The sequence below is a fragment of the Bacillus sp. M6-12 genome (assembly GCF_002860285.1).
In the GTDB taxonomy this organism is placed as follows: Bacteria; Bacillota; Bacilli; order Bacillales; family DSM-1321; genus Peribacillus.
Genome location: NZ_PGVF01000008.1, coordinates 67,173 through 90,203 on the forward strand (window position 1 = coordinate 67,173; position 23,031 = coordinate 90,203).

Genomic DNA, 23,031 nt, shown 5'->3' on the forward strand with positions numbered 1-23,031 from the left:
CAGTCCTTCACACAAGACGATTGATTATTCTATAGGGTGTGGTTTGGGCGGGGATACTTTTTGCGGAAGTTCCATAAATAACAATTAGATCTAGGTTCGCCTGGGTTTCTTGAAAAAAGTTGCCCATTGGTTAATATTATTTGAGTATGTTACGCGATCTCCTGCAGCCCCCATTACATGATCTACAAAGTAAGTTGCGGGTGCCACCGCGTAATTGGCTAATGCTCCCGATCCCATTTTCTGCAGATATTAATTTATACCAGCCTTCTCCTCCACCATTTTGACCTGTAAAAAAATCAATAATCATAGTTTCAGTTCCATGAAAAGAATAAAACTTTGCCATCGCCATTGCTTTACAAGGATAAATGCATAATACGAGCTTTATATTTCGACATTAGTAGCACTAAATAACTTTGTTCCCAGTATCGCTGCTGCCAACCTTGCTGAAATAAATTGAGCACCATTCCATGTTAAGAGGTTTTCAACATATCCTAATGTGTCCGAGTTAGAAATACCGATAATACGTTGAAAAATAAGCAAATCATAACTCATGCTTTTTGAATTTGTAATAATGGGATATAAAGCACCTGCAGCAAGAACCTCGCCTTTGACGGGCTGTTTTAATTTGCCATTTTCATCGTAAAGCAGTGAAAGGTACTCATAGCCTTTATAACTAATATCAAGGGTGAAAACAACATCTAATGAAGGACTTCCTACACTTACTTTATAAAGATTTTCATAATCGACTTTGAAAGTATAGCTATTATTATATTTTTCAAAATCAAACAATAGGCGAGGAATATTATTTCTGAAGGAGTAAATATAGAAAATACCGTACCCCCCGCTTCCTCCCGATTCAATACTTACCAAAATATCTAATATATTATCTTTGGAAAAATCCCCAAGGAAAAGCTTAGCATTATATCCTGAATTATTTTGGAGATTAATTGCTGAAATCTGGTTAGAACGCCCATCTCGAATTACGAGTGTGATAAGATCCGCGAAGATTTCGGTTTCAACATTTTTTCTTCCATATAAATAGACGAAATCCATTATACCGTCACCTGTAACGTCACCTTGCTTCATGTCTAGCAACACTACGCTACCGGAATAGGTATAGTTCCCCTTCGTTTGTTCTTGAAATTGCCTGTACAAATAACTCCCCCTTATATACACTTGGCAACTGCTTTGTGTAACATATGCAGGTCAATACCTATATGACACCATAAAGTCAAGATAACATTCTGAAAGGTAATGGTAAGAAGATTCAACAGATTGAAAGAGCTGCAACTTTGTAAGGTCTGCAAGAAGTTTCACCAGGAAATAACTGTTTTATAGGTGAATACACATTTATAGAAGTACAAGTTGATATGTAATGACTAAAGAATAGGATGATGTGAGATTAAAAAGAAAAGGAGTGCATTTTATGTATCCTGGTCACCTGTCTCTATATTATAACTATCCAAATAGTCATGAAGCTTCTTTATATTCACCTCCATTCCAAGAGGAAAATTATTACTATGCGGCCCCCAATTATAGACAATTGGTCGGTCCGCCTCCGTTGGCACTGCCGGGGGAAGGTTCAGCGGCTGAACCGCCAACTTCCCCGCCGCCATCTTTTGTTCCTCCACAACAAGTAGAAGCGTATGCAGTTGACCCAGGCGGTATTGCAGGATGTTTATTCAGTTACACATATGTATGGCTGAGAGGTTTTGAACAATTTTGGTTTTATCCAACTTTTGTAGGCCGAAACTCTGTCTCAGGATATCGTTGGACTGGATTCAACTGGGTTTATTTCGGGATAGACCTGCGACAAATTCAATCGTTTACTTGCTTTTAACAAGAAAAGGACAGGAATCTTAATTAGTTGTGTTCATACCGAATATTTCATAGTTATATTTTATAAATAGATACGATGCTTTAAGCTAAGGCATCGTCTTTTTTTCATTAAATTAACAAAAAACCGCAATAGAGATACCTAAGTGATTTTTACATTTTAATTTTAATTAGTTTTTTTATCCAAACGATCAGCGCAGATCCGGCCTTTCTCCATATAAAATAAAACCCCTGCCGCTCTTTGAGCATACAGGGGATGGATCAGCTGAGCAGTTATCTATGATACTGTCGCCTGGTCCGGCTGCCTTTGCTGATGAAGATACTTTGGCAGGACAAGCAGATAAAACAAACTAATTGCCATCATACAGCCACCAACGATCCAGTACAAGCCTTCAATTGTAAGAATCTTTGGAAAGCCTGCGGCAATAAAAGCTAAGGTGATGGATTGGGAAAGCATCTGCAGCGGACCAGTCCACCCCTGCACGCGGCCCATCATCTTCGGATCGACAATGATGGGCATCCAGCCTCCAAGAGCAACGTTTACGAGCGGCAATGAAACCGCTGAACCGAAAATTAAACTAAAAAAGACCACCGTTGAATCGGTTGTAGATGAGAGCCCTATACAAAGCCCTGTCATAAATAAACCAAACACTAAGAGCCAATATAACTTTATTTTTTGGGCAAAGACTGAAGCTGCTATACTTCCAAGCAGAACACCGATCCCAAACACAATACCAAAAACAACCATATATTCCTCATATTTTACGGGCTGCAGCTTGTATTTCAGAATAAAAATGGGCATCACTGAAAAACCGGCATTGATAATCCCAAAAAATATAAAACCATATAGCAGTGTCAGCAGCAGTTTGTAATGTAAGATATAATCTAAGCCTATCTTGAACTCTTTAAAAACTGTAGAAAGATTTAATGTATGAATCGAATGGTCTCCATTCGGTTTCCTGATTTTTTCGGGGAGAGTGCAGGACCTGATAAGGAGGCCGCTAATGATAAAGCTTGCTGTATCAATAAGAACCGCCCCAATAATTCCAAATTGCCAATAAAAAAAGACACCCAGCCCATTTCCGAACAGCATGAATAAGCTTGAAACAAGCTGGTTCAGCCCGGCAGCAGAAGTATATTCTTCTTTTGTTAATATTCCCTGGATAATTGCTGATTCAGATGGATGGAAGAACTTTTGTACCGCGCTCCTCAAAAACAAAAGAGCAAATACAAGCGGAATCCAGTCTATAAAGATGGCAGCAGCTAAAATCAGTGATAATACTGTGCAAATGACATCGCTATATAAAGCAACCTTTTGCCTGTCAAAGCGGTCTGCAAATACTCCTACTAAAAAAAATACAGCCAGCATCGGGAGTGAATACATTAGCTCGGTAATAGTTGCATAGGAAGGCTGTTCAGAAAAGCGGTCAAGTAAATAAAACATAAAAGCTGTAATACCAATGCTGCTGCCCATCTGAGATGCCGTGGCAGCAAAAAATAATCTCGAAAAATTACCATTGCGGAAAACTGTAAATAGTTTTTTCATTTTGTTTCTCCTCATTCTCATCTTTTACATTTTGTAATTTGTGAGTATGTTTGGATAAGTGTTTCGATGTTTCGGTATCTTTCTCCGGCCTTCCCTGGATGAGTAAGCTTGGGATATAAGCTTAAGTAATCATAGTGTTTTTATTCCTTGGCCTAAGAATGCTGTAAATGCTCGTATCTTATTCAAACCTTCCTTTGACTCGTAACCTGCCAATAGCAGAAACAGCTAATTGCAGTTCAGGCGTTCTGTTTTTTATATGCCTCCCACACCGCTTCCGTCAATATATGTACATGTACGAATTCCTTAAAACTTTGCTTTTTTAATATAATATTCCAATTCATTAATAAATGTTTCAAAGGCTCCTTACCGGGTAAATATGAACTATCAAACAACAACACAAACGAACCTTTAATATATAATACCTGGAAGGAGAAAACAAAATGTACGAAATTATTTCATCCGATGTAACAGTTCAGTCTAGACTGACTATGACAGGCATTCTTTCATTATATCAAAGCATCAGGGGATTCGAAGGAAATATTTATTTCATGTGCAACCACAAAATTATTGATGCAGGCAAGCTTTCCAAACTTGTTTCCTTTATGCTTACAATTGAAGAAGATTCTTTAATAAAAATCATTGTTGAAGGAAAACAAGTTCAGCAAAAATTGGAGGATCTGAAAGTAAGCTTCCAGGGTCACTTCCAGTCTGCCGGAGTCAGACAGACTTATTTCGTAAATCCTACTGATACAGTTCGAATTTAAACTATCCCTCCAATACGCGTTGAGGTTAACCATGCCCGGATCCGGGCATGGTTTTTTATTGTCTGCCCTTTCTTAAGAACTAGCTTTAAAGGATGAAAAAGGCCATTTTAAGAATATATTCTGTTATAAAGCAAACATTATAATCATCCTATTAATTTGAATTTATTTGTGCGGGGTGGATGAATTGTTACTGCATAAAAATGAGCAAAGGCATGTAATATTTGCTTTTCTTCTGTTGGCGGTCTATCTTTCTCCGTTATTTATTTTAGGGGAAAACGCCCATATCCGTGTTCATGACAATTTAGATTCAAATATTGCCTGGTATAAAGTGCTGGCTAAAAGCGGCCAGCTGGCAGGCGGGCTCGAAGCTGCCATTCCTCAAATCATTAATGGCCTTCCGCGGAATGCATTCGGCTCAGAGTTGACAGGGATCGTTTGGCTATATGCCCTTTTTTCCCCGATGATTGCTTATTCATTAAGCCAGGCCATTTCAAGAGTTGTTGCTTTTATAGGAATGTACCTTCTCCTGAAAGACCATTTTATTCAAAAGAAAGAAATGACCGCAATCCGCGTTTGGCCTGCACTGGCCTTTGCCCTTACTCCCTTTTGGCCTTCCGGCATGCTGAGCACGCTAGGAATGCCGCTTGCTCTTTGGGCTTTTTTACATATTAGACAGGGTAATTATTCATGGAAAACTTATTTGGCGCTTACTCTGCTTCCGTTTTATTCCAGCATTGTACTCGGTTTTTTCTTTTTTCTCACTGCTATGGGAATCTTCTGGGTGACAGATGCCCTGCGAGGAAAAGGATGGAATCTTAAATTTTTAATTTCTATCATCTATATGGGAATTGTCTTTTTGATTGTCGAATATCGGCTGGTTTATTCGCTGCTGTTCGCTACAGACCCAACCAGCCGGGATGAATATTTTCATGCCCGCCTAACTTTAGCGAGCGCCATTCGGCTGACCTTCAAAAATTTTATCCTTGGCCATACACATGTAATGACCGTCCATGGGCTCTTTATACTCCTAACACTTATTTTCGCCTTATATGCAATAGTAAAAAAAGGGCTCTGGAGAAGTGAAAAAACGTTTTTTTTCTTATTTGTCCTTAATTTCCTGCTTTCTGCCTGGTACGCTTTCTGGTTTTATAAGGGCTGGCTTCCCTTAACTGAGCGGTTTCATATTTTGGACACCTTTAACTTTGCCCGTTTCCATTTCCTTCGGCCACTGGTTATCTATGCAAGCTTTGCCCTTGCCTTGAAGATCCTCTGGGAGCAAATGATCGGCCGCAAACAGCTGGTTATATTTTTTTTGGCTGCGCAAATCATTGTCCTGTTTGCTTTTAATGATGAGATCATTTACAGAAATAAACCAACAGTTCAAGAGTTTTACGCTGAAGACCTTTTCACGGAGGTTAAGGAACATATCGGGCTGCCACAGAGGGATTACCGTGTTGCAAGTATTGGAATCCACCCTGCCATCGCGCAGTACAATGGTTTTTATACACTTGATACCTATAATAATTTCTATCCTTTAAGCTACAAATATAAATTTCGGAAAATAATTGAACAGGAGTTGGCAAAAAATAAAACCATTCGCACCTACTTTGATGAATGGGGCGGACGCTGCTACATTTTTACCGATGAGCTCGGCAAGCATTATATGATAAAAAAGAATTCCAGGAAAAAGCTGAAACATCTCCAGCTGAATACAGAGCCCTTTAAACAGCTTGGAGGTTCCTATTTCCTCGCCGCGCTGCCTATCGAAAATGCTGGTGAAAATAATCTCAGTCTTGAAAAAATATTCACATCTAAAACTGCAGCATGGAAAATTTACTTATATAAAGCATTATAAACAGGCTAAATGGACTGCACCAGGAGGATACATAAATGATTGAACCAACTCTTACGATAGTTGTTCCCTGCTATAATGAAGAAGAAATGTTGCCGGAAACGATCCGCCAGCTCAATCACTTGGTTGGGAAAATGATTCGAGAAAATATCGTTGCGGATTCCAGTAAAATTTTATTTGTAGATGATGGCAGCAAGGATAATACCTGGTCTATCATCTATAGAGCAGGCTTACAAAATGATCGGATAAAAGGCTTAAAGCTGGCACGGAACAGCGGCCACCAAAATGCGCTTCTGGCAGGCTTATTTACAGCAAAAACGGGCTCTGACTGCGTGATTTCTATTGATGCGGATTTACAGGATGATATTCATGTAATACCGTTATTTGTCCAAAAATTCCTTGAAGGAAATGAAATCGTGTATGGAGTCCGCAGCAAACGCAATACAGATACATTTTTCAAAAAAACAACAGCCGAGTCCTTTTATAAGGTAATGAAATATATGGGGGTGAATCTTGTATACAACCATGCGGATTTCCGCTTGATGAGCCGGCGTGCAATTCAAGAGCTTGAGCGCTTTGATGAGGTGAATATGTTTTTGCGGGGTATCGTCCCGCTAATTGGCTTTCAGACTGCTACTGTTTATTATGAGCGGAAGGAAAGGATGGCCGGTGAAACAAAGTATCCTTTAAAGAAAATGCTTTCTTTTGCCTTTGATGGAATTACTTCTTTCTCGGTTACCCCCATCCGGTTTGTACTATTGCTTGGGCTGGCATCTTTTTTTGTAAGTGTCCTAATTGGAATTTATTTCCTGGCCCTTAAGTTCTCCGGCAATACGGCCACCGGCTGGACCTCATTAATCATTTCTATCTGGCTGATAGGCGGAATTCAGCTTATCGCGATTGGACTAATTGGGGAATATATCGGCAAAATATACAAGGAATCCAAGCGGCGTCCAAAGTTTATTGTCGATATTGATTCGTATTCTATCCCCATGCCGCTGCACCGCAAAAATTTAACTCTAGCGGAAGAGGAGCTTTTCGCCATTGATAGAGGTCAAATGCCTGAAACAAACTAATTCATTTACCCGCTTCTTGCTGGTTGGTATATTTAATACTTGCATTGGTTTATCCGCTGTATATTTTTTCTTGAATGCCCTCGGTTTTAGTTATTGGATTTCTACCTTTATCGGAAATAGCATCGGCGCAGCTGTAAGCTTTTTCCTTAACCGTTCATTTACGTTCCACAGCTCAGTTTCCGCAAAATCCGGCATCCCAAAGTTTATTGCCGTTATATTGATTTGTTACTTTGGAGCCTATTCAATAAGTGAATTTATGGCTGAATACATCGATAGGTATATGGCAGCTTTTCAATTGATATCCAAAAATAACTTGGCTGTGCTGATGGGAACAGGATTTTATACGATTGCAAATTATGCCGGACAGAAAATATTTGTGTTCCGGGAATAAAATTGTGCAGGCGTCCTCATTAGGAGGGCGCCTGCAATTTTTGTCAGCGGCAAACATTTCTCCGTTTGATCAGCCTTAAAAATCCTGCCTATTTTTTTGTTAAAGTAAATCTGGCTTTTTTATAATATAACGTACTTTTCCCTTCAAACCCTGAATCTGATCCAAACATCAGCCAAAGCTCACCCTGGCTGTTAGTTTTGGCAATGATCTTCTCAGTACTTTTTAATGTTTTTTTATCATATTTAGCTTGGGATTCTGTTTCTTTTGCGGCATTGCCGATTACGATTGCATTTTTTCCGGGTGATGCCTGTTCACCCTTGTCGATGTTCAATCTTAAATCGTTATTATTCAAGATGGGTTTAGGTTCATCAGAAGAAGCGCCCGCCTTAATATACACACTTTCCCCCGGTGCCCCTCCTATACCTATTAACCCCGGATCCGCATTGGTATATAAGTCTAATACGATTCCAACCTCATAGCTCGTGCTGGGGAGAAGCCCTGCTTCCTGACCGATTTTTTTCTTTGCAAACATAAATAAATCGTCGCTTCGATTGTGGCCTGAAAGCATTAATGCATTCTCCAGCCTTGTATTTCCCAATGGGATTGGCATATGCCCAAATTCCAGCTCAAATGAGCCTTTTTCATAGTTCTCAGGAAGATCTGCGAAATCTCCGGTCCAGCCCTGAAGACCCTTTGAAAAATCATAGGTTAAAGTTATCTTATTTAAGAATTCAATCGTTTTAAAAGGAACTATAGTTTCTGTTCCCTGCTGCTTATCTCTAACTTTCAGAAAGTATAACGAGTTCTTCTCGTAAGAAGAAGCGGGATTAATCCTGATAACCTTATTCTTTATCTGCACATCCAGCGAAGCGGGGTGACGCTTGCCTTTTAAAACATTTTCAATTGTTACATCAAAGTTTTTCAGTGTCTTTTCATTTAATCTGGTGGTGAAGTCAACAACCCACCCCTTTTTCAAGTCAGTAATCGTTCTGCCTTCCTTAAAGAGAAATGGAGATTTGGCCTGTTGTAAAAACGGCTTTTTTGTCTTTTCATCCAAAATGCTGAGACTGGTATATGGAACTCCATCCCATCTCGCAGCAATATACGGATAAGTAACAACTTTTGCGTACATTTGGCCAGGCTTTGGAAGTGTTTTTGTAAAATAAACATTATACTTCTCCCAGGACTGTACCTGACCGGTTAGCTCAATACCATATCCTGCACTAGGCTGAGGGCCGAGTGCAACTACATAAAGATTGCCGTACTGATGGATTCCAGGGGTCTTTTTAACATAGTCAATAAATGCTTTTTCATCTTGCTGTAATGTGTTATTTTCAATTTTCTCAAATTGGTGGATGGGATCCATGTCTTGTGACCCAGCTGCTTCTGCAAATCCTGAAAAACCGGCTATCAAAAGGAATAATAGCCCTGCAATAAACTTTTTCATTACTCTGCCTCCTTTGCTTCAACTACTTTGACGTTTTAATCTCCTAAAGGTTACAGAATATCCATAAAAAAACGCCTGGACATTAAATAATCCAAGCGTTACCAGACGAATTTTCCAAAAGGATAGCCCGCCAAATAATTTATTGAGTTGCCGTATTGCCCTCCCCTTCATCTGTTTGTCCTGTTTGTCCTGTTTCTCCACCTTCCTCCGGTGGTTCAGGAGGGGGTTCCTTTTCTCCATCGGGTTCTGCCGGAGGTGGTTCAGCCGGCGGCGGGTCAGGTGCTGGCGGCTCCGTTTTTGGTTTTTCCTTAGGTTTTTTTTCCGGCTTTTCTTCTCTCTTTATTGGTTCCTTTTCTTCTTTTTCTCCTTCATTCGTGTCTTCAGCTGGTTGTGTATTTACCGGAGGCGTTTCGTTAGGGACACTTCCCTCTGTTTTAGCTGGAATATCTGTACTTTCCACATGTGCTTCAGCTTCCGGCTCTTGTTTTTGGCTATCTTCCTTTTTAAGGCTCCCTTTGAATTTTTCCCAGCCCTTTTTTACCTTTTGCTTTTGATCATTCCAGAATTTTTCCCTTTCTCTTTCCTTTTCAGCCTTTTCATGATCCCTTATTATAGTCTCAATATCTGGAACATTAAACGATTCTGGTTCTTGGCCCTCAAGAGCCTTGTCCATTATTCGTTGAAATAATTTGGCTGCGCCCGTACTGCTGGTTGAGGTCAGATAACTTTTCTTATCTGTCTTATCGTAACCGGCCCAAACTGCACCTACCAATGAAGGAGTAAATCCTACGAACCACTGGTCTTTGACTCCGTGTTCATAGCCTTCAAAAGGGACCTGAGTAGATCCGGTTTTTCCGGCAATTTCCCACCCCGCTACCTGGGCGTTTTTGCCTGTACCTTTCTCAACAACGCCAAGAAGCAACGCAATCATCTTTTTGGCAACACTTTTAGAGGTTACCTTTGTTTTTTTCTCTTTCCAGGCAGCAACCTCATTTCCGGCTGAATCTACAATCTTTACAATTGCATGAGGTTCAATTCGTTCCCCGCCATTCGCAAATGCCGAGAAAGCTCCGGCCATGTGAATAGGGGCAACTCCATCCTCCAGGCCACCGAGTGCAAGGCCGAGCCTTCTGTCTTCCTCTGCCAATGGAATCCCAAACCTTTGGGCAGCATCCAGTCCTTTTTGAATTCCAATTTCATTTAGCAGCCAGACAGTTGGAACATTCATCGACTTCATTAGTGCCTCATAAAGCGGAACCTCACCCTGGTACTGGTCGTTAATGTTTTCAGGTTCATAACCGCCAAAATCCATTTTTTCATCCTTCAACATTGAGCCTGGTTCGTATCCCTCCTCCAGAGCCGGTGTAAAAACGGCGAGTGGTTTCATCGTCGAACCCGGTGGTGCTTTCAGCTGTGTTGCCCGGTTATATCCTAGAAGCTGATGCTCTCCTCTTCCGCCAACCAGCGCTTTAATGCCTCCGGTTTTCGGGTCAACCAGGACAGTCCCGCTTTGAACGGTCTTCTCGTCATTTGTCCCTTTTGGAAAATTAGCATCCTCTTTATATACTTCTTCAGTAGCCTGCTGCATCTTCTGATCAAGGCTAGTGTAAACTTTATAGCCACCGGTCAGCAGTTTGTCCAGCTCAATATTGTATTTCTTTGATGCTTCTGTTAAAACATAATCAACATAGTAAGGGAACTTTCCTTTATATGGGTCCCCGCTTTCATCATTATTCAATGCAATTTTTTCGGTGGCAGCAGCTTCATATTCCTCATTCGTTATAAATTGGTATGATTTCATTTTGCTGAGGACTGAATCTCTTCGCTCTACCGCTTTCTCATAATTGCTAAAAGGATCCAGGGTGGAAGGTGCCTTAATAAGCCCTGCAAGCAGAGCTGCTTCCGAAAGTGAAATATCACCCACTTCTTTGCCAAAATAGATTCTGGATGCCTTTTGAATTCCCCAGGCACCATGACCGAAATAAATCTGATTCAAATACATTTCTAATATCTCATCTTTAGTAAATTCTTTTTCTACCTCACGGGCGAGAAAAAATTCTTCCACTTTCCTTTTATAGGTACGATCTGTTTCAAGCAATGCGGTTTTAGTTAGCTGCTGGGTTATCGTACTCCCCCCCTGCACAATCCCCCCTGCTTTAAGGTTTGTATAAAATGCTCTCATGATGCCTTTGTAATCTATGCCGCCATGATCATAAAACCGGTGATCCTCGATAGCCAGCACGGCATTAATAACTTCTTTGGGAATCTGCTCGATCGCAACTCCTTCTGTTTTATTGGCTGAGATTTTACTAGCCAGCTTTCCTTCCGCATCGTAAATTTCCGTTGGCTTCTCCAGTCCGGTTTTTAAATTGCTTATGTCCGTTTCAGGTTCAATAAAGTTTAAAAAAGCTACCGCAATTAAGGTGATGCTTGAAAATAAAATAATACCTGTCTTAAGTATTTTTCTAGGCCTGAAATAACTTGCCATAATGCGAAACAGCCCGTCCATATGATCCCCCTATTCAAGTCTTTCACTGGCTACAATTATCCATATACCTAGTATGTAAGGCCCAATGTGTTTTATATACCCCGCTTTAAGCAAGTTAACACTTTTCCCTATGAAATTTTTGAAAGCACAACTAGATATATTTTTTTGCGTGAGCAGCGGCCTGATCCTTTAGCCGGACCAGTACGAAATAATTTTTTGTGAAAGCAAAAAGAGGCACCCCTTCCATCTAAAAAGGAGGGGTACCTCTTTTTATTTCTTGTATATAAACCCGGATATTTTTTTATGTACTGATAGGAAGCAGCCTTTAAAAGCCTTTTGTTATATGGACGCTTACCCTGTTTTTTAGAACTCTGTTTATACATATAAACGATTTCTTTTGCCGTGTTTTATCGTCTAATTCAATAACTTTTAAATGCTTGTGGGAACGTTATGGATAATTTCTAGAATTATTGGGTAAAACATTATAATTATATTAGCCTCAAAAATTATATTAGCCTCAAGAAGGCAGCGCTCTGACAGCAGACGGAAAGCTAATTTTGCCAGTGTTGTAAATTAAACCACTTATATCATCGCTCCGAGGCGACGCAGGCATTAGCATACCTCACATAGCTGCCTTGCTAGGATTTATAGTTTCTGAGTTCCTTTCTCTATATGCCGAGGCTTTATTTTCCTCCAAAGACAATCTTTTAAAATCTGAAGGGCTGAATTCATTCTAAAAAAGGAGATGAGATGATGGTAAAGGAACTAAAGCATATTATCGCCGCCTTTGACGGAAGTGAGGGAGGTAAAGAAGCAGTGGATTTAGCCTGCAGGCTAGTTAAATCTTTACCCGATGCCGAGCTGACAGTCGTTCATGTATTTAATGAAAAAGTGGAGAATGTTCCGATTGGCGAGGCAAGAGTGGCAGGCTTTTCAAACGACGCAATGTATGTTGATACCAGTCAGATCCAGCCGATTGCCATTGAAAGAAACAATCTTTCTCCAAATGATTCAACACATAGTATTGTCCGGAACAGTTCTTCCATGGCTGAAACGAGAGCAAGAGAGATTTTATCTTCGAACCATGTGAAAGGGAACTTTGAAATTCTGGAAGGGAACCCGGTTGAAAGCATTTGCAGTTTCGCAAAACAGACAGATGCTGATTTAATAATCGTAGGAAATAGCGGAAAAAGCGGCCTTAAAAAACTCTTTCTAGGATCTGTGAGCTCCTCAGTGGCAAAAGAATCCCACTGCCACGTACTTGTTGCTAAATAATAATAGAACAGGCTGGCCCAATTCTGATGGGTCTTCCTGTTCTATGTTCATGAAAACCATTACATAAAGAACAACCGATAAATGATAAAAATAACTATAATCTTCCAGTAAAAGGTTCTAGCCGGACTGTCTAAAGAAACGACCGGCCAGGACCTTTTTTATTATCATATTTAGTTCATGTACGGAAAACTTTAATCTTATTCGTTTTCCACAAGCTTAACCAGCATATGTGCAAGCTTATGCTGTTCTTCTTGATCCCCCACTTTCCATAATTCCTGCAGCAGCTTTTCTTCCCGATTTTTCGGATCCACATGATCCGCTAGATAATTTGCGATTTTTTCGGCTGTTTTGGCAAGCTGTTCCTCATTCAAGCCAATTTTCTTCCCAAGGTCCAGCCGGTGCTTTAAATACGATTTAAATTGCCCAAAGCTTTCAAGGATATCATCCACACGTTCAGGATCAATACGCTTGAGCGCATCTTCAACCATACCTGTATCCATTTCACCGTTTTTCTTCACTACATGCCCTTGCTCTGACAATGCAATTCCTCCTTTAAAAACCATATTGTTTTATAGATAACCAATGCTAACCAATCTTAAACATAAGGATTGGTACTTTTTAGAATATATAAAGATTATCTTTTCATCCGTAAGAAAAGTCCAAGCTCCCTATAAGGGACGAACGGCTAATTTAGCAGTGCTGTAACTAAAACCATGGTACAACCTTCATCCTGGCTGAACACCGGCCTGCCCCACGTCCTCACAAAGCTGTGGCTTTATTTCGTGCAATATATTGCTATCAAATAGACATCCTTCACCAAGTTATAGATAAATGAGAAGTCAAGGGCTGCTTCCATCTTACTGACCATATGGTCCTGAGGGACAAGCTGGTCTAAAGTAACCATCTCTAATTGATCTCGCACGATAGGATTGTTTTTCGAAAGCATCTTCGTCACCACAATCATTTTAAGTACCCATTTTAAAATAGATTTTAGGAACGTTCCATAGCAGCGTTTGAAAACCGGATGATTGGAGTGGAAGGCGCGAAATCCTCGAAAATCCATTCCCATTTCCTTCGTGCGGTGTTTATTCGAGGTTGCTTACGTCCTGCGGGAGCAGCGGGACAGGTGAGACCCCACAGGTGCATGCGATGAGGAGGTTGACCGCCCGCCCCGAGGAAAGCTAAGTGCCTGGAACGGAAATCAACAAACCCCATTAAGAGGACAATAAAAAAACTGTAGGCAAGCTCGATTTTCATCGAGTTTTCCTACAGTCTGAAACCTTCAGGACGAAGGGTTTGGTAACTCAGCGATTTCTCTAAAAACTAATTACTGGCACTTCTGCTTTTAGCAGCTGCATTCACTTAGTATGCTTTTCTAACTAGTACCCGGGATGCTGCTGCATATAACATCACAACAACTACTGCAGAAAGAACAAAGCTGCCAAGCATATAGGTTCCATTATATACAAGTGAATATAGCGCTACAGGCTGGCCTTTAGGAGCATACGTGCCGAAGAAAACAATTCCTGTATAAAAATGACAAAGAAATCTCAGCAGGCTACCAGCGAAAATACCCGCAATTGCATAGCTCATTCCTTTGGTTTTTGCATCATCAGCATAAGCATTACTCACCTGTCCTGCAAAAACGCCCGCTACGCCGACTACGGAAAAAGCAAGGAAATAATCAATGAAGCCCTGTACTGGGTGATAAATGGAAGGATTGCTTATCATCTGCAGCATACCGAGCAGTAATCCTGTCAGTACTCCGCCTTTGATCCCCCAGCGAAATGCTATTAGAAAGATAGGAACCATTGCAATTGATACCGATCCACCCTGCGGCCAAATTCTTGAAAATATGAAATTGGACGCAAGATCAAGCAAAAATGCAAGTGCCGCAAAAACTGCGACTTCAACCAAAAATAATGTTTTCTTATTCAATTTCTTTTCCCCCTTTTTGGCAGGGAGGCCGGCTATTCCTTGAAGCAACGTGAATTCTTTCCCAACAACGCAAAAAAACATCGCCGGGACGGTAATGGACTGTCGGGCAATGCTGCTATCCAAAACCACATCCCTACGTTAGCATTAACTAACAGGTTCAGAGGGTCAGAACTCGCACGTTCACTCTCAGCCTTGCAGGCTCCCCTTGTGGAACTATTTGATTTTTCTCTTAACAAGATTGAATATACTATTTATTTGCCTCAGTGACAAGAAAAACTTACAGTTGCGATCTTACCTAACATTGTATTATTTCGGGTTAATTTGAAGGAGTTTTCATTTTCCCTAGTGAATTTATGTATTCGGAAAGGCAAGTTTTACAGCTTTTTTCTTCTTGCCATATTAAAAAGCACAGACTAAATACGATAGTTTATTTCTTGTGAATATCCTTGCAAGGAAATTTACTTTTTTCGAGGAATTGTTACTATTGGCGGTTCTTGATTTTTTTTCCGGATAATATAAAAAATTCCTCCTCCAAATGCCGCTAAGATGAAAATTGACAAAAATGGAGCAGCCGTTTCTTTAATCGAACCCCAATTTGTCCCTAGAATTGTACCAAGGTATAAGAAGAAAATCGTCCAGGGTACCATTGCTGAAACCGTATAAGCGATAAAAGTCGATGCAGGCATTTTGGCGATTCCAGCCGGTATAGAAATGGCATGTCTTACAACCGGGATAAATCTTGCACTGAAAATAACTCCAGCTCCATATTTTTGGAACCATTGTTCTGCAATATCAAGATGGCGGGAGTTGAGAAATATGTACTTCCCATATTTCTCAAGAAATGGGCGGCCTCCATAATAACCTGCCCAATAAAGGAACAATTGAGCTAAAGTTCCGCCAGCCACTCCTGCAACAATCGCTCCAGCAAAATGGATTTTCCCCAAAGAAATTAAATATCCCCCGTATGCCAGCACAATTTCACTTGGGAGAATTTCGATCATTAACCCAATGGAAATCCCTAGATACCCTAAGTCTGTTAAAATACTCAAAATTTCACTTATCAGTTCTTTCATAACATACTCCTTATTATCTATTTGCACCATATCCGCCTATATGCATTAGTACAAGTATATGTCTGCTTAATGAAAGTAAGTCTTTCTTTTCTAAAATAGCATTTCAATATTAAGGCATAAAAAAAGGCGCTTTTCGCACCTCCTCTTTAACCATATATTTATTAAAACTCAGTAAGTTTAACATCTACACCCTTTAAATCGTTTAACCTCTCTGTTAATGAATTAGCCTGAAATCCAAGTAATGATGGATTAGAACGGAATAGATTAGAAAATACCTCATGTCTGGACTTTGTTTTTTCGATCTTTATTCCTTTATTTTGAAATTCCATAATTATTTGACTATCCACCATGCTCACCTCAAGAGAATTTATAGGAAAGTGTTCGTACCTACTGCCTGCCTGCTTCATATATGTACATAATTTATTATTCTTTTTCCCGATTTTTCACAAAACAAAACCCGAAAACGCAAAATTTCACTAAGGAACGATTGAATAATTCCCAATCTTCTGGTGTTTTAGTAAAGGTTCTTATTATTCTACTACATCCCGGCTTGAAAAATTAAGAAACTTTTTCCCCATTTTGGAGGAATCAGGAGAATATGTTTAAAAAACGCTAATATAAGGTTATTAACATCCATATAAATGAAATAATAAGCATTTATGGAAAACTGTCGGTTTGACGCTGAGTGTATGGTTTTTTATAATTAAAGTATTTACTATAACAAAGACTGAGGTGATTGGATGGGGTATTGAAAGGCAATTTCAGAAAAACGCAGAATAACAGGCCGTTACGGCTGCTAAACTTCTCTGGATGGGAAAGCAATTGCGGGTATACCTGCTGCTCCATCCAAGCTAGTCTTTCATTTATTTAGAACAAAAGATTAAAGGTTTTACAGATTTGTTTGCGTCACTAAAAAGAGCAGGAATATAATAAAATTAAATACCTTGGGAGGTGACTCCTTACCCGCATTTCCATAGCGGGCTGAGGGAGCTATTTGGACATATTAAACTTGGTTTTGATAGCCATTTTAATTGCTTTGACGGGATTCTTCGTAGCCTCGGAGTTTGCAATTGTAAAAGTTAGAAGCACAAGGATTGACCAGCTGATTGAAGAAGGCAGCAGCCGCGCTATTAGTGCACGAAAGGTTATTGCCAGCCTGGATGAATATTTGTCAGCCTGCCAGCTGGGAATAACAATAACAGCCCTTGGACTGGGCTGGCTTGGTGAGCCTACTATTGAGCGAATCATCCACCCTGTAATGGATGCTCTGAATTTTCCAGCTGCTGCTTCACAGATTCTTTCCTTTGGGCTTGCATTTGCTTTGATAACGTTTCTGCATGTGGTAATTGGCGAACTGGCACCAAAGACACTTGCCATCCAGAAAGCAGAAGCCGTTACTTTGCTTACAGCTAAGCCGCTAATTTTCTTTTATAAACTCATGTTCCCATTTATCTGGACATTGAACGGTTCGGCCAGGATTATTACAAGAATGTTTGGTCTAAAGCCTGTTTCAGAGCATGAATTGGCACACACTGAGGAAGAATTAAGAATGATCCTGTCTGAAAGCTATAAAAACGGAGAGATAAACCAGTCAGAATTCAAATATGTTAATAAAATTTTTGAGTTCGATGATAGAATTGCGAAAGAAATCATGGTTCCACGTACCGAAATTGTTTCTATGTCAAAAGACGATACAATTGAGTCCTTCGTAAAACTGATGACGGAAGAAAAATTTACCCGATATCCTGTTATTGATGGTGATAAAGACCATGTAATTGGCTTGGTTAACGTGAAAGAGCTCTTTACTGATATGATTTCGCAAAATAAGCACACACAAAAGAAAGTTGAATATTATCTTCGTCCGATCATCCGTGTGATAGACAGTATTCCTATCCATGATTTGCTAGTAAAAATGCAAAAAGATCGGATCCACATGGCCATACTTATGGATGAATATGGCGGAACTTCCGGTTTGGTAACTGTTGAAGATATTCTCGAAGAAATTGTCGGTGATATTCGGGATGAATTCGACCTGGATGAAATTCCAATGGTTCGAAAGCTGAAGGATGACCACTTTATTGTAGATTCGAAAGTTTTATTGAGTGAAATTAACGATATGCTTGGACTGGAAATAGAAGATGAAGTAATCGATACTATCGGCGGCTGGATCCTTTCTGAAAATTATGATGTGAAACAGGGCGAAAGGCTTTATCACGGAGCATACTGTTTCAGGATATCAGAAATGGAAGACCACCATATCAGGTATATTGAAATTACGAAGCAGGTAAATGAACCAGCAGCACTGCCTGAATTGTCTTTACAGAAAACTAAGGTGCAGGCAGAGATAGTTTCTTAATTAACCGAAAAGCTTCAGCGCTCTGCTTCTGAGCGGCTGGGCGCTGTAGGCTGGAAATTTATAATCCAGAAAATTTTCTTATCTTATAAACAAAGGCCAGCCTCCTAAAGAAGGGCTGGCCTTTGTGTTTGAGGTCCATTATAAATAGCTATAGTACTGATAAGACTAAGCTGAACGAGGAGCAAATAATATAATTGAAATACCGATTAGGCAAACAGCCGCTCCTATCCAATCATAAACATCTGGAGCCTTCTTATCGGCCGCCCATCCCCATAGGATTGAAATGATAATAAAAACACCGCCATATGCTGCATATACCCTCCCAAATGAAGGAAAGCTTTGAAATGTGGGTATTATGCCATAAATGATAAGAATCAGAGCCCCAGCTGCACCATACCATGCTGAAAGGCCGTCCCTGATCCATTTCCAAATGAGGAAGCCTCCTCCGACTTCAGCGACTCCTGCCAATAAAAATAATATTGCTGCTTGAATGATATTGTTCTCCCCCTAAAATGTAAACTGCGGACGAACGAAAATTCAGGAATTTATTATAATAAAGTAATTCCCTATGTATTTTTTTCATTAACTGAATGTATTCGGGGTATCTAAACCATACTTTATATATGGCTTGTAAAATAGTATTCACTTCAGGAGGGACTGAAATGAAGGTAATCGAAATCTGTAATCATTGTAAGGGAAAAGGAAAAATCCCTTATCTCCAGTTCTTCTCCCGTTCATGCCAGCATTGTGAAGGGGCCGGGAGAACAACAAAACATATAAGCCAGTTTCAGAAGGATAATCGAGTTCAATAGTCATGGAAAGCGCAAGCGCCCTAGAAGATGAAGAACGGCTTAGTTCGCCAGTGTTGTAACTAAAAACATGTTACAAACCTTCGTCCTGTAGCAACGTCGACATCTGTACTTGTTAAAAAAGAATACTTTTCTCATGAAAAAACCTTGCAGATGCGACTTTCAAAGTACGCTTGCAAGGTTTTTTTTAGGCAATATCGTTTAGGATGTGTTACCCAGAAGGTTTTGTCCTGATTACGCCTGCCCGTTTCAGTGTTTCATAGACAATAACGAGTGCTGGACCAAGGAACAAGCCAATGAAACCCATCACTTTAAACCCTAGATAAAGACTTATTAACGCAGCCAGCGGGCTGACCCCCATGTTTGCTGAAAATACCTTTGGTTCCAATATCCGCCGTACTACTGTAATGACAGCAAACAGAATTATCAGCCCGATTCCCAGGCTTTGGTTCCCCTGCATAACCGAGATGACCGCCCATGGAACCAATACTGATCCTGTTCCAAGAATGGGAAGGATATCCACGATGACAATTAAAATAGACAAGAGCAATGTATAAGGAACTTCCAAAAGCCATAGCCCCAAATACGCCATTGTAAAAGTAACCAAGCTTAAAAACACCTGAGCCTTAAGAAAACCAACAGCCGCCTGGCCCAAATCATTGACAACCAGTGAAAATTTCTGATAGGTTGATTGGCTTAAATATGTACTCAACTTTCGCTTGATCTTCGGCATTTCCAGACTGAACAGAAAAAGTGAGACCATATAAATAATAAATTCAATGAGAAAACCCGGTACGAGCGTAGCAAGCTGGACAGTTGCCTCAATCAGGTTCTGGAAAAACATCTCCAAAGATTTCAAGCCTCTCTCCAACGCATCTTCAACAGAAGTTATCAATTCCTTTGGCAAGGTTTTAGAATAGGTTTCCCACTTCCGAATGAACGGCAGCAAGGCCGAATAATACAGGTCCCGCATCAGCCCAGGTGACTTTTCCGATAAATTAATAACCTGCTTGATCAAAACTGAAATCAATATGTAAACTATGCCCGACAACGCTCCTATGTATAATAAAAACGAAAGCAGTACGGACCATAGTCTGTTCATTCTTAACTTTCCGCTAAAAAAGTTAACTACCCGCTCAAGAAGAAGCGCGGTCACAAAAGCAAAAATCAGCGTCCAAGAATATGGCAATAGTACAAGAATCAATAATAATGTAATCATAATCCAAAACCAGCGAAGCTTCATATCCCAAATCCCTTCCTGTACTGACCAGCTACCTGTATATAATTCCTCTCAGTCAGATGCCTTTTTGAAGAACTTAAGAAAACTTATAAAAAAGTTCACCTGACTGCTTTTTATCAATTATAACAGGGTAGCCATTTTACCGCATCTGCTATAGGCAAACAATGGTTCTAGTGTGATAAAAAATCCAAATTGCAATATGTAAAGCCTGAACAGAATTATATAACTTTCGGGTTATTTTGCAACTATTTATTTACTATTCAAAAACCTTAGTCAGCTACCCGCCGTGTGGGGCCTCAGATGATAAGGTTTTTTCTTAATTTTACACTATAAGCAGTAAATGAATATAAAAATATCTTTAGAAAAGCAGAGGAGAACCTCACTCCAGCCAATTGTTCTCCTGCTAATACAAGTTTCAGCCGAATTTATAACATCATAAATTCTGAATACACTCCTTTTTTTGCCGATGATCATAATACTCAAAAGTTCTGGCAGGCTTTTTCGAGCCTGCTCCAATTCCTTACTCCAGCTCCCCCTTGTCTTTCTCCTCTAACTCGGGGTGGAATATTTCTTCAATCTCCTGCTGATTACCATAGAGGAAAATTTGATCTCCTGCCTTAATTTCTTCCTGGTAAGCTTTTTTTCTAATAAATATTTCTCCCCTTTTTATATACAGAACAAGGATATCTTGTTCTTGAGTAATCAAATCAGCAATCACCTTGCCTATATGAGGTGATCTTTCCTTAATGACTACATCTGTTACCAGGTCATTTTCATCTAAGTATAAAATTTCCTTTATAGGATGCTCATAAATTTCATAGTGATCTTCCATCTGTTTCTCGAGCTTACTTTCAAACTTTTTTTCCACAATTGCCGATCTTAATATTATTAAAGAGACCATTAATAGCACCGAAATAATCGATAGTTCCAAGATTCGCAAATCGTTTGCCAGCAGGTTGCTAATAGATGAAATAATGACGGCTAAAGAGAAGGCTCCAAACAATATGAGAAACGTTCCGATTTTCCTGCGGATCGGATGGTCAATAATTACCTTTGACTCATCGGTGGTAAAGCCAGTACCAGTCAGCATGGAGATTACTTGAAATCTCGATACCTTTGTGTCAATTCCTGTCATGACAAATAACCTCACCGCATTTTCAATTACAAGGGAAATAATCAGAAAATATAGCAGGATAAATAAAAAGTCCATTATTAGCAGTTCCTCCTCTCCTATATATAATTTACCCCTGAAGATTTATAAAAAACACAAATAATTGGCCAGATTATCTGTGCTCAAAACCATCTTTAATTCAAAAAAAATCCACTTACTAACGCTTTTTTAACGGCCGTTGTTATATTCATTTTATGTTTTCATATAGGGAAGAACCCTATGTCTGCGAATTCTGCAGGAAATAAGATCCGCTATGTTTTAATTAATGATGGCAGGGAAAAGTCTTGTAAAAAGATTGGGAGGAATTATGAATGAAAAACTCTGAAAAAGAGCAAATTCTTGAGGAACGGAATGATAAGTCGAAAGCATTCAGGGAAAATTGGAATGAACAGCTTAAAAGAGACCAAGTAGTCATGCCAACCGAAGACCTGCCTTTGGAGGATATAAGAGAAGAGTATCAGGAGGAGAAGAATGGGGAAAAAATAAAAGATCAATCCTCAAGTGATAAAAAGAAGTCATATCCTTAAGTCATAAGGGTGCAGCTGCATCCTTTTTTTCTCGGCATGAAAATACGGATTCTTCCACGACCGCGAGAATGAATTTCTTAACGGTTTAATATCTGGCCTGTTCCATAATGCTGGTTCCTCCCTATGCTCTTTCGGCATATCATCTCTTGTCTTTCGGAACATATCAAACCAAAAGCTGCTCAAATTAAATTTGGTAAGACTCAACTTTTTAGGCATAATAAAAAAGAATTTTTCCCATGTTACTTTAATAGGCTTCGGCAATTCTGTTTCTCTAGACCCACAGCAATTAAGTTTGTTACTATATCAAAAGATTGTGTTAAAGAGGGTGTTCTGTAAGTGGCGAACAGAGAATCTATCGCTAAAAAAGTAGCTTGGATAAGCGTAATCAGCAATATTATCTTAACTATCGGAAAAATTGTTATTGGGGCAGCCGGCAATAGTGATGCCGTTTTTGCTGATGGTATCCACTCCGCGGCTGACGTTTTTGCATCTATCATCGTTCTTTTGGTAATTAAGCTGGCCAATAAACCTGCCGATGAAGATCACCCATATGGACATGGCAAAGCAGAGGTAATCGTTTCAGGAGTAGTTGGAATCCTGTTATTTTTGGTAGCCTTTTATATTATTTACGAAGCAGTTATGGGCTTTTTCCACCCAGTTGAAGCACCAAGCATCTTAGCGATGTGGGTAGCAGTTGTTTCCTATGCTTCAAAGGAATATCTCTATCGCTATTCCTTAAAGATTGCCACTTTGCATAACAGCAAAGCGATTGAGGCCATTGCGCTGGATCATAAGGCTGATATCGTAGCCTCCATTGCTGCAGCAGCAGGTGTTCTCCTGTCTATACTGGGCGACAAATTTGACCTGAACTTTCTTTTGTACGGCGATAAAATTGCGAGTTTGTTTGTAGCGTATCTCATTTTCAAAATTGCAAAAGAGATGCTAACCGAGGCCTTCCATATTCTCCTTGAACGGAGTGTGGACAGCGAAGTATTAGAAGATTATATAGCGGTTATTTCAGAATTTCCTGATGTAAAACGGATTGATAAAATCAGGGCACGAGAACATGGCCACTACATTTTAGTGGATTTAAGAATATCCATCGACCATGATAAAACCATTAAACAGGGACATGACCTCTCGCGTGAGATAAAAAAGACTTTACAAAAAAAATACGATAACATCCAAGAAGTTCTGATTCATTTAAATCCGTATTTTAAAGAAATCTAATTTTTGTTCTCA

The 23,031-nt window shown here is 39.7% G+C and carries 20 protein-coding genes, 2 pseudogenes and 1 riboswitch; of the genes and pseudogenes, 10 read left to right on the plus strand and 12 right to left on the minus strand.

Annotated elements, in window-relative coordinates:
• Positions 1-7: 7 nt before the first annotated feature.
• Positions 8-343: pseudogene (locus CVD28_RS28750) on the minus strand (hypothetical protein).
• A gap of 38 nt (positions 344-381) precedes the next feature.
• The gene (locus CVD28_RS11300) at positions 382-1,155 is read right to left on the minus strand and encodes a spore coat protein (RefSeq protein WP_101592487.1); all 774 of its coding nucleotides are present in this window, start codon (positions 1,153-1,155) and stop codon (positions 382-384) included.
• A gap of 271 nt (positions 1,156-1,426) precedes the next feature.
• Here CVD28_RS11300 and CVD28_RS11305 point away from each other — a divergent pair, with 271 nt between their 5' ends.
• Positions 1,427-1,840 (plus strand): hypothetical protein, encoded by a 414-nt coding sequence (locus tag CVD28_RS11305; RefSeq protein WP_101592488.1) that lies wholly within the window; start codon positions 1,427-1,429, stop codon positions 1,838-1,840.
• A 273-nt stretch (positions 1,841-2,113) separates the two neighbouring features.
• Here the strand turns inward: CVD28_RS11305 and CVD28_RS11310 are convergent, their stop codons facing one another.
• A complete protein-coding gene (locus tag CVD28_RS11310) occupies positions 2,114-3,382 on the minus strand; it encodes an MFS transporter (RefSeq protein WP_101592489.1) in 1,269 nt (422 codons plus the stop codon).
• Between the two features lie 440 nt (positions 3,383-3,822).
• Here CVD28_RS11310 and CVD28_RS11315 point away from each other — a divergent pair, with 440 nt between their 5' ends.
• The 4 genes from CVD28_RS11315 (at position 3,823) to CVD28_RS11330 (ending at position 7,465) form a co-directional block, all read left to right on the plus strand.
• Positions 3,823-4,146, plus strand: a complete 324-nt coding sequence (locus CVD28_RS11315; protein WP_101592490.1) for an HPr family phosphocarrier protein — start codon at positions 3,823-3,825, stop codon at positions 4,144-4,146.
• A gap of 184 nt (positions 4,147-4,330) precedes the next feature.
• Positions 4,331-6,001 (plus strand): DUF6044 family protein, encoded by a 1,671-nt coding sequence (locus CVD28_RS11320; protein WP_101592491.1) that lies wholly within the window; start codon positions 4,331-4,333, stop codon positions 5,999-6,001.
• A 35-nt stretch (positions 6,002-6,036) separates the two neighbouring features.
• Positions 6,037-7,074, plus strand: coding sequence for a glycosyltransferase family 2 protein (locus tag CVD28_RS11325; protein ID WP_101592492.1), 1,038 nt, complete (start codon positions 6,037-6,039; stop codon positions 7,072-7,074).
• Positions 7,043-7,465, plus strand: coding sequence for a GtrA family protein (locus CVD28_RS11330; RefSeq protein WP_101592493.1), 423 nt, complete (start codon positions 7,043-7,045; stop codon positions 7,463-7,465). Before CVD28_RS11325 ends, CVD28_RS11330 begins: the two co-directional genes overlap by 32 nt.
• An 88-nt stretch (positions 7,466-7,553) precedes the next feature.
• On the opposite strand, the gene CVD28_RS11335 is transcribed toward CVD28_RS11330, so the two are convergent.
• Together CVD28_RS11335 and CVD28_RS11340 are read right to left on the minus strand one after the other, a co-directional pair.
• Complete coding sequence (locus CVD28_RS11335) at positions 7,554-8,912, minus strand: protease complex subunit PrcB family protein (RefSeq protein WP_101592494.1); 1,359 nt, start codon at positions 8,910-8,912, stop codon at positions 7,554-7,556.
• 139 nt (positions 8,913-9,051) lie between these two features.
• Positions 9,052-11,421, minus strand: a complete 2,370-nt coding sequence (locus tag CVD28_RS11340) for a transglycosylase domain-containing protein (protein ID WP_180954121.1) — start codon at positions 11,419-11,421, stop codon at positions 9,052-9,054.
• Positions 11,422-12,153: 732 nt separating this feature from the next.
• Here CVD28_RS11340 and CVD28_RS11350 point away from each other — a divergent pair.
• Positions 12,154-12,675, plus strand: coding sequence for a universal stress protein (locus CVD28_RS11350; RefSeq protein WP_180954122.1), 522 nt, complete (start codon positions 12,154-12,156; stop codon positions 12,673-12,675).
• 197 nt (positions 12,676-12,872) lie between these two features.
• Here CVD28_RS11350 and CVD28_RS11355 read toward each other — a convergent pair whose 3' ends face one another.
• The 4 genes and pseudogenes from CVD28_RS11355 to CVD28_RS11370 form a co-directional block, all read right to left on the minus strand.
• Positions 12,873-13,214, minus strand: a complete 342-nt coding sequence (locus tag CVD28_RS11355; RefSeq protein ID WP_101592497.1) for a DUF3243 domain-containing protein — start codon at positions 13,212-13,214, stop codon at positions 12,873-12,875.
• A gap of 263 nt (positions 13,215-13,477) precedes the next feature.
• A pseudogene (locus CVD28_RS11360) lies at positions 13,478-13,621 on the minus strand (IS5/IS1182 family transposase); the annotation flags it as partial.
• 416 nt (positions 13,622-14,037) lie between these two features.
• The gene (thiT, locus tag CVD28_RS11365; protein ID WP_257985836.1) at positions 14,038-14,613 is read right to left on the minus strand and encodes an energy-coupled thiamine transporter ThiT; all 576 of its coding nucleotides are present in this window, start codon (positions 14,611-14,613) and stop codon (positions 14,038-14,040) included.
• 113 nt (positions 14,614-14,726) lie between these two features.
• A riboswitch (TPP riboswitch) is annotated at positions 14,727-14,829 on the minus strand.
• 242 nt (positions 14,830-15,071) lie between these two features.
• Positions 15,072-15,686, minus strand: a complete 615-nt coding sequence (locus CVD28_RS11370; protein WP_101592498.1) for a DedA family protein — start codon at positions 15,684-15,686, stop codon at positions 15,072-15,074.
• Between the two features lie 994 nt (positions 15,687-16,680).
• On the opposite strand from CVD28_RS11370, the gene CVD28_RS11380 reads away from it, so the two are divergent.
• The gene (locus CVD28_RS11380; protein WP_101592500.1) at positions 16,681-18,042 is read left to right on the plus strand and encodes a hemolysin family protein; all 1,362 of its coding nucleotides are present in this window, start codon (positions 16,681-16,683) and stop codon (positions 18,040-18,042) included.
• 165 nt (positions 18,043-18,207) lie between these two features.
• On the opposite strand, the gene CVD28_RS11385 is transcribed toward CVD28_RS11380, so the two are convergent.
• Complete coding sequence (locus tag CVD28_RS11385; RefSeq protein WP_101592501.1) at positions 18,208-18,537, minus strand: YnfA family protein; 330 nt, start codon at positions 18,535-18,537, stop codon at positions 18,208-18,210.
• Between the two features lie 167 nt (positions 18,538-18,704).
• On the opposite strand from CVD28_RS11385, the gene CVD28_RS28050 reads away from it, so the two are divergent.
• A complete protein-coding gene (locus CVD28_RS28050; RefSeq protein ID WP_180954123.1) occupies positions 18,705-18,854 on the plus strand; it encodes a hypothetical protein in 150 nt (49 codons plus the stop codon).
• Between the two features lie 208 nt (positions 18,855-19,062).
• Here CVD28_RS28050 and ytvI read toward each other — a convergent pair whose 3' ends face one another.
• A complete protein-coding gene (ytvI, locus tag CVD28_RS11390) occupies positions 19,063-20,094 on the minus strand; it encodes a sporulation integral membrane protein YtvI (protein ID WP_101592502.1) in 1,032 nt (343 codons plus the stop codon).
• Between the two features lie 517 nt (positions 20,095-20,611).
• Positions 20,612-21,301, minus strand: a complete 690-nt coding sequence (locus tag CVD28_RS11400; protein ID WP_101592504.1) for a TrkA C-terminal domain-containing protein — start codon at positions 21,299-21,301, stop codon at positions 20,612-20,614.
• Positions 21,302-21,573: 272 nt separating this feature from the next.
• On the opposite strand from CVD28_RS11400, the gene CVD28_RS11405 reads away from it, so the two are divergent.
• Both CVD28_RS11405 and CVD28_RS11415 read left to right on the plus strand, forming a co-directional pair.
• Entirely contained in the window at positions 21,574-21,789 is a 216-nt protein-coding gene (locus tag CVD28_RS11405) for a hypothetical protein (RefSeq protein ID WP_101592505.1), read from the plus strand.
• 336 nt (positions 21,790-22,125) lie between these two features.
• Complete coding sequence (locus CVD28_RS11415) at positions 22,126-23,019, plus strand: cation diffusion facilitator family transporter (RefSeq protein WP_101592507.1); 894 nt, start codon at positions 22,126-22,128, stop codon at positions 23,017-23,019.
• Positions 23,020-23,031 lie beyond the last annotated feature (12 nt).